This is a genomic window from Alistipes sp. CAG:29 (assembly GCF_000435435.1).
Taxonomy (GTDB): domain Bacteria; phylum Bacteroidota; class Bacteroidia; order Bacteroidales; family Rikenellaceae; genus Alistipes; species Alistipes onderdonkii.
In genome coordinates this window covers 13,254-27,880 of sequence record NZ_FR893467.1, presented here as the reverse complement: position 1 = coordinate 27,880, position 14,627 = coordinate 13,254, and the positions used below count along the sequence as shown (strand labels likewise).

General features: G+C 61.9%; 10 protein-coding genes. 6 read left to right on the top strand and 4 right to left on the bottom strand.

Features of this window, described 5'->3' with window-relative positions:
* Positions 1-30: 30 nt before the first annotated feature.
* The 3 genes from clpX to QVP03_RS07415 all read right to left on the bottom strand — a co-directional run bounded on the left by clpX (position 31) and on the right by QVP03_RS07415 (position 3,560).
* The gene (clpX, locus tag QVP03_RS07425; RefSeq protein ID WP_022332877.1) at positions 31-1,308 is read right to left on the bottom strand and encodes an ATP-dependent Clp protease ATP-binding subunit ClpX; all 1,278 of its coding nucleotides are present in this window, start codon (positions 1,306-1,308) and stop codon (positions 31-33) included.
* Entirely contained in the window at positions 1,308-1,976 is a 669-nt protein-coding gene (clpP, locus tag QVP03_RS07420; protein ID WP_018694810.1) for an ATP-dependent Clp endopeptidase proteolytic subunit ClpP, read from the bottom strand. The genes clpX and clpP overlap by 1 nt, the downstream gene beginning before the upstream one ends.
* A 258-nt stretch (positions 1,977-2,234) precedes the next feature.
* Positions 2,235-3,560, bottom strand: coding sequence for a trigger factor (locus QVP03_RS07415; protein WP_022332876.1), 1,326 nt, complete (start codon positions 3,558-3,560; stop codon positions 2,235-2,237).
* Between the two features lie 352 nt (positions 3,561-3,912).
* Here QVP03_RS07415 and QVP03_RS07410 point away from each other — a divergent pair, with 352 nt between their 5' ends.
* The 6 genes from QVP03_RS07410 to QVP03_RS07385 are packed head-to-tail and all read left to right on the top strand — an operon-like array spanning position 3,913 to position 13,747.
* Positions 3,913-4,704, top strand: coding sequence for a glutaminyl-peptide cyclotransferase (locus QVP03_RS07410; RefSeq protein WP_022332875.1), 792 nt, complete (start codon positions 3,913-3,915; stop codon positions 4,702-4,704).
* Positions 4,705-8,319, top strand: coding sequence for a methionine synthase (metH, locus tag QVP03_RS07405; RefSeq protein WP_022332874.1), 3,615 nt, complete (start codon positions 4,705-4,707; stop codon positions 8,317-8,319). It abuts the gene before it with no gap.
* Positions 8,320-8,325: 6 nt separating this feature from the next.
* Positions 8,326-9,291 carry a methylenetetrahydrofolate reductase gene (locus QVP03_RS07400; RefSeq protein ID WP_022332873.1) on the top strand — a complete coding sequence of 322 codons (966 nt, stop codon included), beginning with the start codon at positions 8,326-8,328 and terminating at the stop codon, positions 9,289-9,291.
* A 9-nt stretch (positions 9,292-9,300) separates the two neighbouring features.
* Positions 9,301-10,413, top strand: a complete 1,113-nt coding sequence (locus QVP03_RS07395) for a M20 family metallopeptidase (protein WP_022332872.1) — start codon at positions 9,301-9,303, stop codon at positions 10,411-10,413.
* Entirely contained in the window at positions 10,410-12,644 is a 2,235-nt protein-coding gene (rnr, locus tag QVP03_RS07390; RefSeq protein ID WP_022332871.1) for a ribonuclease R, read from the top strand. The genes QVP03_RS07395 and rnr overlap by 4 nt, the downstream gene beginning before the upstream one ends.
* Positions 12,645-12,646: 2 nt before the next feature.
* A complete protein-coding gene (locus QVP03_RS07385; RefSeq protein WP_022332870.1) occupies positions 12,647-13,747 on the top strand; it encodes a CofH family radical SAM protein in 1,101 nt (366 codons plus the stop codon).
* A 140-nt stretch (positions 13,748-13,887) separates the two neighbouring features.
* On the opposite strand, the gene QVP03_RS07380 is transcribed toward QVP03_RS07385, so the two are convergent.
* Positions 13,888-14,627, bottom strand: a 740-nt coding sequence (locus QVP03_RS07380) for a glycoside hydrolase family 97 catalytic domain-containing protein (protein WP_288210696.1), incomplete at its 5' end; no start/stop codon positions are given.

Here is a 14,627-nt window from a genome sequence, read left to right as displayed (position 1 = left end):
GTTCTCGTTGCAAAAGTAATAAAAAAGATATTATCCAACCTGTTTTAACTCCAAAATATTTGCTTTTTCTATCTTTTTCTTTGCATAAGGCAAAGTGACGGTAAATTTCCGAGCATCCGTCGAGGGAATGTCGAACATCGTATCCATCATGATCGCCTCGCAGATCGAGCGCAGGCCGCGGGCGCCGAGCTTGAATTCGACGGCCTTGTCGACGATGTAGTCCAGCACCGCCTCGTCGAACGAGAGCTTCACGCCGTCCAGCTCGAACAGGCGCTTGTACTGCTTGACGATGGCATTCTTCGGCTCGGTGAGGATCGAGCGCAGCGCCTCGCGCGAAAGCGGCTGCATGTAGGTCAGCACCGGGAGACGGCCCACCAGTTCGGGAATCAGCCCGAAGGACTTGAGATCCTGCGGCGTGATGTACTGCATCAGGTTGCCGCGGTCGATCCGGTTGGCATTCAGGCGCCCGTATCCCATGGCGCGGGTGTTCAGACGCTGGGCAATCTTCTTCTCCACGCCGTCGAACGCACCCCCGCAGATGAAGAGGATATTGCGCGTGTCGACCTGGATGAACTTCTGCTCGGGGTGTTTGCGCCCGCCCTGGGGCGGTACGTTCACCACCGTCCCTTCGAGTATCTTCAGCAGCGCCTGCTGCACGCCCTCGCCCGAGACGTCGCGCGTAATCGAGGGGTTGTCGCCCTTGCGCGCGATCTTGTCGATCTCGTCGATGAAAACGATGCCCCGCTCGGCCTGCGCCACGTTGTAGTCGGCGACCTGCAGCAGCCGCGAAAGGATGCTCTCGACATCCTCGCCCACATAGCCCGCCTCGGTCAGCACGGTGGCATCGACGATCGTGAAGGGCACCTTGAGCAACCTGGCGATCGTGCGTGCCATGAGCGTCTTGCCTGTACCGGTGGGCCCCACGAGGATGATGTTCGACTTGTCGAGCTCGATGTCGTCGTCCTTGGGGGCGTAAAGCAGCCGTTTGTAGTGGTTGTAGACCGCCACCGCCATGTAGCGCTTGGCGTCGTCCTGTCCGATGACATACTGGTCGAGAAATTCCTTGATCTGCGCCGGCTTGAGCAGCTCCTCCATCTTGAGGGGCGCCGCGGCGGCACGCCGCTGCTCCGAGGCCACGTCGTTCTCGACGATGATCTTATAGCCGTTCTCGATACATTTGTTGCAGATATTGGCACCGTCCATGCCCTGGAACATGATCTCCACATCCCCGCGCTTGGCACCGCAGAACGAGCAGCTGTCGCCGCCCGTTCCGCCCCGATGGTTATTGTTGTTCTTATTCTGCGCCATCACTTCCCACGTTTTGAAAGAACCTCGTCGATCAGCCCGTACTCCTTCGCCTCGCGGGCCGAAAGCCAGTAATCGCGGTCGGCGTCCTTCTCGATCTTCCTGACCGAAACGCCCGAATGCGCTGCGAGTATTTCGTACAGCTCGCGCTTGGTCTTCATGATCTCACGCGCCGTGATCTCGATGTCCGACGCCTGTCCCTGCGCCCCGCCCAGCGGCTGGTGGATCATCACCCGCGAATGGGGCAGCGCCGAGCGTTTGCCCTTGGCGCCAGCGGTCAGGAGCACGGCGCCCATCGAGGCCGCCAGCCCGGTGCAGATGGTCGCCACGTCGGAATTGACGAGCTGCATGGTGTCGTAAATACCCAATCCGGCCGAAACCGACCCGCCGGGCGAATTAATATATATCTGTATGTCCTTTTCGGGATCGACAGATTCGAGGAAGAGCAGCTGTGCCTGGATGATATTGGCCGCGTCGTCGTAGATCGGCGCGCCGAGGAAGATGATGCGATCCATCATCAGGCGCGAGAAGACGTCCATCGTAGCGATGTTCAACTGGCGCTCCTCGATGATCGTCGGCGACACATACGATGCGCTGACCGACTGGAAGTCATGCAGTTTCAGCGAACTGATGCCGCAATGGTTCCGTGCGTATTTTTCAAATTCTGACATATCAAAAGCGAGCCCGGCGAATTCAGGTTTTACAAAGCATGTCGGGATTTTCGCTCATGGAACTCGTCGGACTCATATTACGGCGCTTCCGCGCACCGCATTCCATAATTAAAATCCCGCTGAACCTCCCTTTGCACAGGGAGAATTTCCATATATCCGGTTCTTTCGGCCGCCACCGGAAAAGGCGCTGAAACAAACAAAAGGACTTTGCAAACATCACGCCTGCAAAGTCCAAAGATAAGATTTTTTCCGCAAATACTAAAGTGCCTGGGCCAATTTAGCGAAATCCTCCGCAGATACGGCTTTTTCCGTCACCTTGATCTTCGATTTCACATCTTCGACGACCTTCGCTTCGTAGAGCTTCTCGTAAATCTTCTGGCCCTGATCCTTGTCGGCGAGGATCTTCTCGGCATAGCCGGCGAGCATATCCTCGGGCGCCGACGGCATCCCGTACTGCGCGAACTGCGCGGCGGCCAGCGACTTGGCCTCGGCGAGCGCCTCCTCCTTTGTTACGGAGAGGTTGTCCTGCTTGATGAAATGCTTCTGGAGGTAATTCCACGTGAACATCTTGAGGAACTGGTCGAAATCCTTGTCAATATCCTCCATCGAGAACTTGCCTTCGTTGATGGTAAAGAGCCAGCGCTTGAGGAATTTCTCGGGCATCTTCAGCGCGGCCTTCTTCACGAGGTAGTCACGCAGCTGGAGCGTGAAGAGGTAATCGCTTTCGCGGCGGAGCTCCTGCCCGATTTGTGCGTCGATGAACTTATCCAGCCCGGCCTCGTCGGTAACCTCGCCTGCGGGGAAGGCCATCTTGAAGAACTCCTCGTTCAGCTCCGGTTCGGCGAACTTGCGGATCTTGGTGATCTCCAGCGAGAATTCGGGGTTGATGCCCTCCAACTCGTCCTCCTTGACCTGCAGCACGGCAGCACGCTGCGACGGGTTCTTGTAAAGTTCGTTGACGTTGACCGTGGTCTTGAAGCCCACCTTCTTGCCGATGAACGGCTTGCGCTCCTCCTCCGACATCGAGATCAACCCGACGTAAGCGTCGGCAACGTTCATCTCGCCGTTGTCGAGCGTTACGGACAGCGCCTCGTCCGAGGTCACCTCGTCGGCGTCGACCAGGCGGCCGAAACGGCGCAGGTAGTTGGCACGGTAGTCGTCGTGCATCTTCTTGTCGACCTTGATCTTGTGGTAGGTCACCTTATCCTTGTCCGAAAGATCGAGTTTGATCTCGGGAGCTTCGCCGATCTCGAACACGAAATCGAACTCCTTGCCGTTTTCGAAATCGAAATCGCCCTGCTCCTCCGAAGGGATCACGTCGCCCAGATAGTCGATCTTCTCCTTCTGGAGATATTCGAACACGGCATTCGACGCCGTGCGGTACGACTGTTCGGCCAGCACGCCTTTGCCGTACATCTTCTTGACAAGGCCCATGGGCACCATGCCGGGACGGAAACCGGGGATATTGGCCTTGCGCTTGTACTCGCGCAGCTCCTTCTCGACGGCCTGGCCGTAATCCTCCTCGCCCACCGTCACCCGGAGCAGCGAGTTGTTTTCTTCGCGTTGTTCTCTTACGATCTTCATAATGAATGGTTGCTATATTGTTGTTATCCTATTTTTCCGTTCCGAAATCGGGTTGCAAAGATAGCGATTTTCACCGAGAAAGCAACAATTTTTCCAAATTATATGTATACCAGCCCGTTCGGCGGGAAACAGCGGGCAGGCGGAAGGTTGGCAGGCGACAAGCCGACAAAGGGCCAAGCGGCGGATGGACGGACAGGCAGGCGGCAGACCCGGCCGGTATACTGCCTGCCGGACGGCCAGGCGCTGCGGAGCTGTCCCGGACGTCCGCCGCCGCACCGATTGTGCAATGAACGATAAAAAATTCGTCATATGCCGGGTTTTTCGTATCTTTGCCTCCAAGTAAAACGAGAAAATGGAAAAGTTCGCAAGCGTCCTGTTATCCGGCCTACTGCTGGTAGCATGCGGCGGGAACCAGGCGCGGGCCAAGCGCCCCGAAGCCCCGGCAGCGCCGAAAGAATACACATATGCCGTACGGAGTGTACACCCCCACCCGACGACCAGTTACACGCAGGGGCTGCAATTCGCCGACGGCATGCTGTGGGAAGGCACCGGAGAGCACGGCGAATCGGTCGTGCAGACCCTCGACCTCGAAACCGGGCGCACGGAGGTGTTCGCACGGCTGCCGCAGGAGGATTTCGGCGAAGGGATCACGCTGCTCGACGGCAAGTTGTACCAGCTCACGTGGCAATCGAACAAAGCCTATGTCTACGACCTGAAAACAGGCAAGAAAATCAAGGAGTTCCGCTACCCCGGCGAAGGCTGGGGACTGACCACCGACGGGCAAAAGCTCTACATGTCGGACGGCACGGCCAATATCTACACGCTCGACCCTGCGACGTTCAAACGCGAGAAACGCACGACGGTGACGCTCAAAGGCATGGCGATCAATTTCCTCAACGAGCTGGAGTGGATCGACGGCAAGTTGTGGGCCAACGTCTACACGACCGACCAGATCGTCATCATCGACCCGGCGACAGGCGTGGTCGAAGGGGTCGTAGACCTCACGGGACTGTTGCCCGACGAGGAGGTTACGCCCACGACCGACGTACTGAACGGCATCGCATACGATGCCGCCGGGAAGCGCATCTTCGTGACCGGCAAGAACTGGAGCAAACTCTTCGAAATAGAAATCATCGGAAAGTAAATGGCAAACAAGTTATACGAGGCGCTCGAATCCCGCATCCTGCTGCTCGACGGCGGCTTCGGCACCATGGTGCAGCAGTACGGATTCACGGAGGAGGATTACCGCGGCGAACGGTTCCGCGACTGGAACGTACTGCTCAAAGGCTGCAACGACCTGCTGGCGGTGACACGCCCCGGGGCGGTGCGCGAAATACACGTAAAATACCTGCAGGCGGGCGCCGACATCATCGAGACCGACTCTTTCAACGCCAACGCCGTGTCGCTGGCCGACTACGGGCTGGAGGCATACGCCTATGAGATTTCGCGTGCGGCGGCCGGGGTGGCACGCAGCGCAGCCGACGAATTCACGGCCCGCAACCCGCTCAAACCCCGTTTCGTGGCGGGCTCGATGGGCCCGACCAACCGCACGGCCTCGATGTCGGCCGACGTCGGGAACCCCGCAGCCCGCGAGGTGACCTTCACACAGCTGGCCGAAGCCTACACCGACCAGGCGCGCGGCCTCGTGGACGGCGGCGCGGATATCCTGCTGGTCGAAACCGTTTTCGACACGCTCAACGCCAAGGCCGCCCTCTACGCCATCGACACGCTGGCCGCACAGCTCGGACGCGCAATCCCCGTCATGGTCTCGGGCACGCTGGCCGACGCCAGCGGCCGCACCCTCTCGGGACAGACCGTCGAGGCTTTCTACGCCTCGGTATCGCATGCGCGGCTCCTCTCCGTCGGCTTCAACTGCGCCTATGGCGCCCGGCAGCTGATGCCCTACCTCGAACGGCTGGCCGCGGTGGCCGAATTCCGCATCTCGGCACACCCCAACGCCGGGCTCCCCAATGTCATGGGCGGCTACGACGAAACACCCGAGATGTTCGCCCGCGACGTCGGCGAATACATGCGCCGCGGGCTGGTAAACATCGTCGGCGGATGCTGCGGCACCACGCCGGCACATATCTTCGAGCTGGCGAAGATCGCAGGGAACTACGCCCCGCGCCCCGTGCCGGCACCCAAACATGTCACGACGCTGAGCGGCCTCGAACCGCTGCGCATCGTCCCCGAAGCCAATTTCGTGAACGTCGGCGAACGCACCAACGTCGCAGGCTCGGCCAAATTCGCGCGGCTGATCCGCGAGGGCAACTACGAGGAGGCGCTCTCCGTCGCCCGCGCCCAGGTCGACGCCGGGGCACAGATCGTCGACGTCTGCATGGACGACGGGCTGATCGACGGTGCGGAGGCCATGCGCACGTTCCTCAACCTGATGGCGTCGGAACCCGAGATAGCCCGCGTGCCGGCGATGATCGACTCGTCGAAATGGGAGGTGCTCGTGGCCGGGTTGCAGGTCACGCAGGGCAAGGCCGTCGTGAACTCCATCTCGCTCAAGGAGGGCGAGGCCGAATTCCTGCGCCGCGCACAGGAGATACACCGCTACGGCGCGGCCGCCGTGGTGATGCTCTTCGACGAGCGGGGACAGGCCGACACCTACGAACGTAAGACGGAGGTGGCCTCACGCGCCTACAAACTGCTCACCGATGCGGGATTCCCTACCGAGGACATCATCTTCGACCCCAACGTGCTGGCCGTGGCGACGGGAATCCCCGAGCACGACAGCTATGCCAAAGCCTTTATCGACGCCACGCGCTGGATCAAGCGGAACCTGCCCCATGCCAAGGTCTCGGGCGGCGTGTCGAACCTCTCGTTCGCCTTCCGCGGCAACAACGCCGTGCGCGAGGCGATGCACTCGGCGTTCCTCTACCACGCCATCCGCGCCGGGATGGACATGGGCATCGTCAACCCGCAGATGGTGCGGGTTTACAGCGAGATAGAGCCCGAACTGCTCGAACGGGTCGAGGACGTGATCCTCTGCCAGCGTCCGGACGCTGCCGAACGGCTCACCGAATATGCCCAGCAAGTGCGCACGGTTGCCCAGACGCAGCCCCAGGCTCCCGACGCATGGCGCGCGGGGACGCTCGGCGAGCGCATCGGCCACGCAATGCTCAAAGGCGTGGCGGATTTCATCGAGCAGGATGCGCTGGAGGGTTACGAAACCCTGGGCAGCCCGATGGCCGTGATCGACACGCTGCTGATGCCCGCCATGGAGCATGTCGGCACGCTCTTCGGCGAAGGCAAGATGTTCCTGCCGCAGGTGGTGAAAACCGCCCGCGTGATGAAGCGCGCCGTGGCGGCGCTTACGCCCTACATTGAGCAGGGGGCGGCCGGGGTGTCGAACCGCGCGGGCAAGGTGCTGATCGCCACCGTGAAAGGCGACGTGCACGACATCGGAAAGAATATCGTGGCGGTCGTGATGGCCTGCAACGGATACGAAATAAAGGATCTGGGGGTGATGGTCGAGTCGCAGCGCATCGTCGACGAGGCGGTGGCGTGGGGCGCCGACTGCATCTGCCTGAGCGGGCTGATCACCCCGTCGCTCGACGAGATGGCGCATGTCTGCGAGGAGCTGGAACGCCGCGCCCTGCGCATCCCGGTCATCATCGGCGGGGCGACGACCTCCGACCTGCACACGGCGGTGAAGATCGCCCCGGTCTACGCGGGCGTGGTTGTCCATTCGCCCAACGCCAGCCGCAACAGCCAGATACTGGCACAACTGCTGGGCCCCGACGGGGCGCTTTACGCCGACAAAGTCCGCACCGGACAGCAGGCTATGCGGAGCGAATACGAGCACGCCGAGCGCACGCGCAACCTGATCCCGATCGCCGAGGCGCGCAAAGCCCGCAAGGGCGCCACACCGCACCGTCCCGTCGTACCAGCGCACCCCGGACGGATGGTCTTCCCCGATTTCGACGTGGCCGATGCCGAGCCCTACATCGACTGGAACTTCTTTTTCCCGGCATGGGGGCTGAAAGGGCGTTACCCCGAGATCCTCGACCACCCCGAAAAGGGGGAGGAGGCCCGCAAGGTATTCGCCGACGCGCAGGCGCTGCTGGCACGTATCCGCGACGAGCGACTGCTCACGCTGCAGGCCGCCGTAGGCATCTTCCCGGCGCGTTCCGAGGGCGACGACATCTGGATCACAGACCCCAAGGGCCGCGAACACCGCCTGGCGATGCTCCGCAACCAGACCCGCGGGCAGGACAACCTCTCGCTGGCGGATTTCATCGCCCCCAAAGGCGATTGGATCGGCTGCTTCGCCGTGACGGCGGGCATCGGGCTGAAGGAGCTGTGCGAAAAATTCCGCGCCGGGGGCGACGACTACAACGCCATCATGGCCAAGCTGCTGGCTGACCGCCTGACCGAGGCGTTCGCCGAAGCCGTGCACTCGTTCGTGCGGCGGCAGATGTGGGGCTACGAAACCGGCGAAGCGCCCACTCCCCGGCAGGTCATCCGCGGCGAATACCGCGGCCGCAGGATGGCGTTCGGCTACCCGGCGTCACCCGACCACTCGCTCAAGCGCGAGGTTTTCGACCTGCTGGCGGCCGAACTGACCACGGGCATGAAACTCACGGAAAATTACATGGTCGATCCCGGGGAGGCACTCTGCGGACTGCTGCTGGCCGACGCGGACTACTTCTCGGTCGGCACGGTCGACACCGAACAACTGCTCGACTATGCCCGGCGCCGCGGGCTGGATGTCGAACTGGTTAAAAAACTCATACCGCATAATATCTGATACCCCATGAATGTCGTAGACATCATCAATAAAGCCATTTCGGAACGCCGTACGCGCTTTGCCTTCGAACTGCTGCCGCCGCTCAAGGGAGACGGCTGCTGCGGCGTCTTCGGAAGCATCGACCGGCTGATCGGCTTCGACCCAGCCTACATCAACGTGACGTTCCACCGCGAAGGCATCAAGCAGGCGGTGCGCCCCGACGGCAGCGTCGAATGGCACGTCGTGCGCCGCCGCCCCGGCACGGTAGGCATCTCGGCCGCCATCCAGAAGAAATACGGCGTCGAAGTCGTGCCGCACCTGATCTGCGGCGGGCAGTCGAAATACGATATCGAGGATGCGCTGATCGACCTCGATTTCCTCGGGCTGCACAACGTGCTGGCGCTGCGCGGCGACAAGTCGCAGAATGAAAAGTTCTTCATGCCCCATCCGCAGGGACACACGCATGCTGTCGACCTCGTGCGGCAGATCGCGGCCATGAACCGCGGCCAGTTCGTCGACGGCGAGGTCGAGGAGTGCCACCATTCGAAATTCTCGATCGGCGTGGCGGGTTACCCGGAGATGCACGAGGAGGCCGCCTCGCCCGAGGCCGACATCGCCTGCCTCAAGGCGAAGGTCGACGCCGGAGCGGAATACGTCGTCACGCAACTTTTCTACGACAACGCGCGGTTCTTCGACTACGTACGCCACTGCCGCGAGGCGGGTATCGCGGTTCCGATCATCCCGGGCATCAAACCGTTGTCGACGGTGCGCCACCTGACACTGCTGCCCCAGACCTTCGGCTGCCATATTCCCGAGGAACTCGGGCGCGAGGTGCTGCGCCACGCAGACGACCCGAAGGCCGTCCGCGAAATCGGAACCGAGTGGGCCGTCGCCCAGAGCCGGGAGCTGGTCGAGGCGGGCGTTCCCGTCCTGCACTACTACCCGATGGGCAAGGCCGACAACATCATCAAGATTGCAAAAGCGATATTTTAAACGACACGAATGAATCCCACTGAATTCCGCCGCCACCTGCATGCACACCCCGAACTGTCGTTCAAGGAACACAACACGGCAGCCTTCATCGCCGACCGGCTCACGGAGCTGGGCATCGAACACCGTCCCATCGCCCGAACGGGCGTGCTGGCCTGGATCGAAGGACGCGGGAAAGCCGACCCCAAACGCCGCGCCGTAGTACTGCGCGCCGACATCGACGCCCTGCCGATCACCGAACAGAACGACATCGGCTGGCGGTCGTGCACCCCCGGCGTCATGCACGCCTGCGGCCACGACATGCATGCGGCGGTACTCTTCGGGGTATTGCAGCAGCTCGCCGCCGAACCCAACTTCCGAGGTACGCTCTTCGGACTGTTCCAGCCGGGCGAAGAGTGCAACCCGGGCGGTGCATCGCTGGTGCTGGCCGAAAACCCGTTCGACGGGTACGAGGTGCGTGCCGTGGTGGGCGAGCACGTCGAACCGCAGCTGGAGGTCGGGACGCTGGGATTCCGCGCCGGGAAATACATGGCCTCCAGCGACGAACTGCGCTTCTCGGTACGCGGCACGGGCGGGCACGGCGCCATGCGCCCGCAGCTTAAAGACCCCGTGGCGGCCGCCGCGGAGTTCGTGACGCGGCTCATCGCGCTCAACCACGAGGAGTGCGTGCTCTCGATCGGACGCATAGAGGCCGGAGGCGCCACGAACATCGTCCCCGACGAAGTCTACCTGGAGGGGACGCTGCGCACGTTCGACGAGCGTGAGCGCGAAATCATCCACCAGCGCATCCGTAACATCGCCGCCGAGATCGACAAGCGCCTGGGGGTGCGGATCGCCGTCGACATCAGCCACGGTTACCCCTGCGTGGTCAACGACGAACACCTCGTGAAGCAGGCCGCGGCACTGGCCCGCGAGGAGAAATTGCAGGTCGAGATGCTGCCGCTGCGCACCACGGCCGAAGATTTCGGCTTTTACTGTACCAAATACCCGTCGCTGTTCTACCGGCTGGGCGTAGGCGCCGCGGCAGGACGCCCCCACACAGCGACATTCAACCCCGACGAAGGGGCTATCAACGTGGGCATCGGCTTCATGAAGCGCCTTGCCCTGCAAATTCTGAAGAAATGAAAAAGCAAACACAAAAAAAGCGCCCGGCAAAGGGTGCGAAGAACACCGACAGAGCGGCAGTCATCCTGAGCCTTTTCCGGGAGTTCCCCAACAATAAATTCTCGCTCAAACACCTGGCTTCGGCCTCGGGAGGCGCCACGAAAGAGGGGCGCCGCGAAACATTCGAAATTCTGGGACGGCTGCACGACGAAGGCATCGTCGAGGAGTGCGCACGCGAGAAATACCGCCTCACGCACAAGCACCTGCCCCACTTCGAAGGCGTGGCGGACATGACGGCCACGGGGTCCATCTACGTGCGGGTCGAGGGCGAGGAGAAAGATATCTTCGTCAACCAGCGCAACACGGCCAACGCCCTGAACGGCGACCGTGTGGAGGTGGTGGTGATGCACCGCGGCCGCGACGGGAAAATGGAGGGCGAGATCACACGCATCGTCGAACGCAGCCGCAAACCCTATGTCGGCATCGCCGAAGTAGGGGCGCACCAGATATTCGTACGGGCGGATTCGCGCCGTATGCCGATGGACATCTACCTCTCCAAACGGCTGTACCCCGATGTGAAGGACGGCGAAAAGGTCGTCGTGCGCATAGCCGACTGGGCCGAAGGGAGCAAGAGCCCCGTGGGCGAGCTGATCGAGCGGCTGGGCATGGCGGGCAACAACGACACCGAGATGCACGCCATCCTGGCCGAATACGAACTGCCCTACCGCTTCGAGCCCGAGATCGAACAGGCGGCGGAGGGTATCGACGGCCGGATTACGGCCAAGGAGATCGCCCGGCGCCGCGATTTCCGCAATGTGACGACCTTCACGGTCGACCCGGCCGACGCCAAGGACTTCGACGACGCGCTTTCGGTACGCAAGGTCGGGGAGGGCGTATGGGAAATCGGCGTGCATATCGCCGACGTGACGCACTACGTGCGCCCGCATTCGGTGATCGACGACGAGGCCGTAGAACGCGGCACGTCGGTCTACCTGGTAGACCGCACCGTCCCGATGCTGCCCGAGCGGTTGTCGAACGAGCTCTGCTCGCTACGCCCGCACGAGGCGAGCCTCTGTTTCTCGGCGGTATTCACGATCAACGAAGGGTTGGAGATACTCGACGAATGGTTCGGACGGACGGTGATCTACTCCGACCGCCGGTTCACCTATGCCGAGGCGCAGGAGATCATCGAGACGGGCCGGGGTGATTTCGCCGAAGAGGTGCTGACCCTCAACCGACTGGCACAGGCGTTGCGCAGGGAGCGTTTCAAGAACGGGGCCATCAGCTTCGACCGCGAGGAGGTGAAATTCCAGCTCGACGAGGCTGGGAAGCCCATCGGCGTCTATTTCAAGGAACAGAAAGAATCGAACCAGATGATCGAGGAGTTCATGCTGCTGGCAAACCGCCGCGTCGCCGAGTTCTGCGGCAAGCGCAAGACCGACAAGGGGCGCACCGTGGAACGCACGATGGTCTACCGCGTGCATGACAAGCCGAGCGAAGAGAAGCTCGACCGTTTCCGGCAGTTCATCCTGCGCTTCGGGCACATCTTCAAGGCCACGGGCGGGCGGGCCGTGGCCAAGGAGCTGAACAAGCTCTTCGCCCAGATCAAAGGTTCGACCGAGGAGAACGCTGTGTCGACGATGGCCGTGCGTTCGATGGCAAAAGCCTTTTACACGACCGACAACATCGGCCACTACGGCCTTGCATTCCCCTACTATACGCATTTCACGTCGCCCATCCGCCGCTATCCCGACATGATGGTGCACCGCCTGCTGGCGCGTTACCTCGCAGGCGAGAAGGCGGCAGACAAGACGACGCTCGAAGATCTGTGCGCCCGCGCTTCGGAACGCGAAGTGATTGCCTCCGAGGCCGAACGCGCTTCGATCAAGTACAAGATGGTCGAATTCATGAAGGAGCGCATCGGCGAGGAGTTCGACGGGCACATTTCGGGGCTCACCGAATGGGGCATCTATGTCGAGCTGGACGAAACCCACATCGAGGGCATGTCGTTCCTACGCGACATCGAAGGTGATTTCTTCCAGTTCGACGAAGCCAATTACGAGATCGTCGGCCGCTCGACAGGCCGCCGCATGACGCTGGGCGACGCCGTACGCATCCGCGTGAAACGTGCCGACCTGCAGAAGCGCCAGCTCGATTTCGAGCTGCTGATAGACAACGGTCGTCCCATGGCCCCCGCACCCCGCGAGGACGGCCCGAAGGTACGCCGCAGCACCCGCCGTAAAAACCGATAGCCGTGCAACGCATCTACGACAAATGCCGGCGAAGGGAGCCGCTCTCACGCGAGGAGGCCTACCGGCTCTACGACCAGGCTCCGTTGCAGGAGCTGGCGCTCGTGGCCGACGAGGTGCGCCGCGCCGTGGTTCCCGACCCGGAGGTGGTGACCTGGCAGATCGACCGCAATGTCAACATCACCAACGTCTGCATCTCGGGTTGCCGGTTCTGCAATTTCCACTGCAAGCCCCACCAGACAGACCGGGCATTCGTCACCACGCTGGCCGAATACCGCGAGAAGATCGACCGTACGCTGGAGCTGGGCGGCGACCAGCTGCTGTTGCAGGGCGGCCTGCATCCGCAACTGCGCATTGACTTCTACGAGCGGCTTTTCTCCGACCTGAAAGCGCTCTACCCCACGCTGCGGCTGCATGCGCTGGGTGCGCCCGAGGTGGCGCACATCGCCCGCATCAGCGGCCTGACGACCCTGGAGACCCTGCGCCGCCTGATGGCAGCCGGGCTCGACTCGCTTCCGGGTGCCGGCGCCGAGATCCTCGACCCCGTCGTACGCAGGGCCATATCGCCCGCCAAGCCGTCGGTCGAAAAGTGGCTCGACGTGATGCACGAGGCGCACTGCCTCGGCCTTCCGACCTCGGCAACGATGATGTACGGCCATGTCGAGACCCCGCACCAGCGTGTAGACCACCTGCTGCGTATCCGCGACCTGCAGGCCCGCTGCCCCGAAGGAAAGTACGGTTTCATCGCATTCATCCCGTGGATCTTCCGGTCGACGGACACCGAATTGGAACGCCAGGGGGTAACGACACGGTTCTCTCCGTTGGAATACCTGCGCATCATCGCCGTGAGCCGCCTTGTATTGTGCAATATCCGCAACATCCAGGCCTCGTGGCTCACCGTGGGCAAGGCCACGGCACAAGCCGCCCTGCACAGCGGCGCCAACGACATGGGGTCGATCATGATCGAGGAAAACGTCGTCTCCTCGGCCGGAGCGCACAACCGTTTCGACGCCGAGGGCATCCGCGGTGCCATCCGCGAGGCGGGTTTCACCCCTCGCCTGCGCGACCAGCTGTACGGGATGCGGGAATATGCCCCGCAGGCCTGAAACCCTCCCGGGCTCGCCAGGAAAAACACAGGAACGAAAAAACGAAAGGAAATGCGTTATTCGCACTTCCTTTCGTTTTTTACAGCAAATCCGGGCACTGTCCGCCTACCGATCGCGGATGGACTCCGGCCCGGGCACGCCTATTCGATTACGGCCGCCCAGCCGCCATTGCGAACCATGTCGATCTTCACGACGGTCGAAGCATCGACTTTCCGCTCACGTTTCTTGTAATCCATGGCCTGCAGGTCGGCATTCACACCGTCCTCGAACGAGGTCATCGTATAACTGCGCCCGGCAGGCAGGAAATCGAGCGCGACCTCGGTGGAATAGGGCTGGTTGTTGGTAATGCCCCCGATGAACCACCGGTCGCCCTTGCGGCGCGCCATGACGACCTGTTCGCCGCACCGTGCACGCAGCACGCGCAGCTCGTCCCAGGTCGTAGGCACCGAGGCGATGAACTCCGTGCAGGGATGTTCGCGGTAATAATAGACCGGGTTGTCGGCCATCATCTGCAACGGGCTTTCGAAGACGACGTAAAGTGCCAGTTGGTAGGCGCGCGTCCCCGAGGCCATCGGGTTCGAACCCGTCGAACGGTTATCCTCGGGCTGAGAGCAGAACATCCCGCCCGGCGTGAAGTCCATGGGGCCGACGGCATTGCGGATGAAAGGCAGGTAATTGCTGTTGTCGGGTTTGCAGCGGCCGCCCTGCTCCATGCCGAGCACCGCCTCGTAGGTCAGCAGGTTCGGGTAGGTGCGGAAAAGACCCTTGGGTGTATAGGAGCCGTGCCAGTCGACGAAGATATGGTGGTCGGCCGCACACTTGGTCACGCGCTCGTAATAGTTGACCATCCACTGGTCGCTGCGATCCATCACGTCTACCT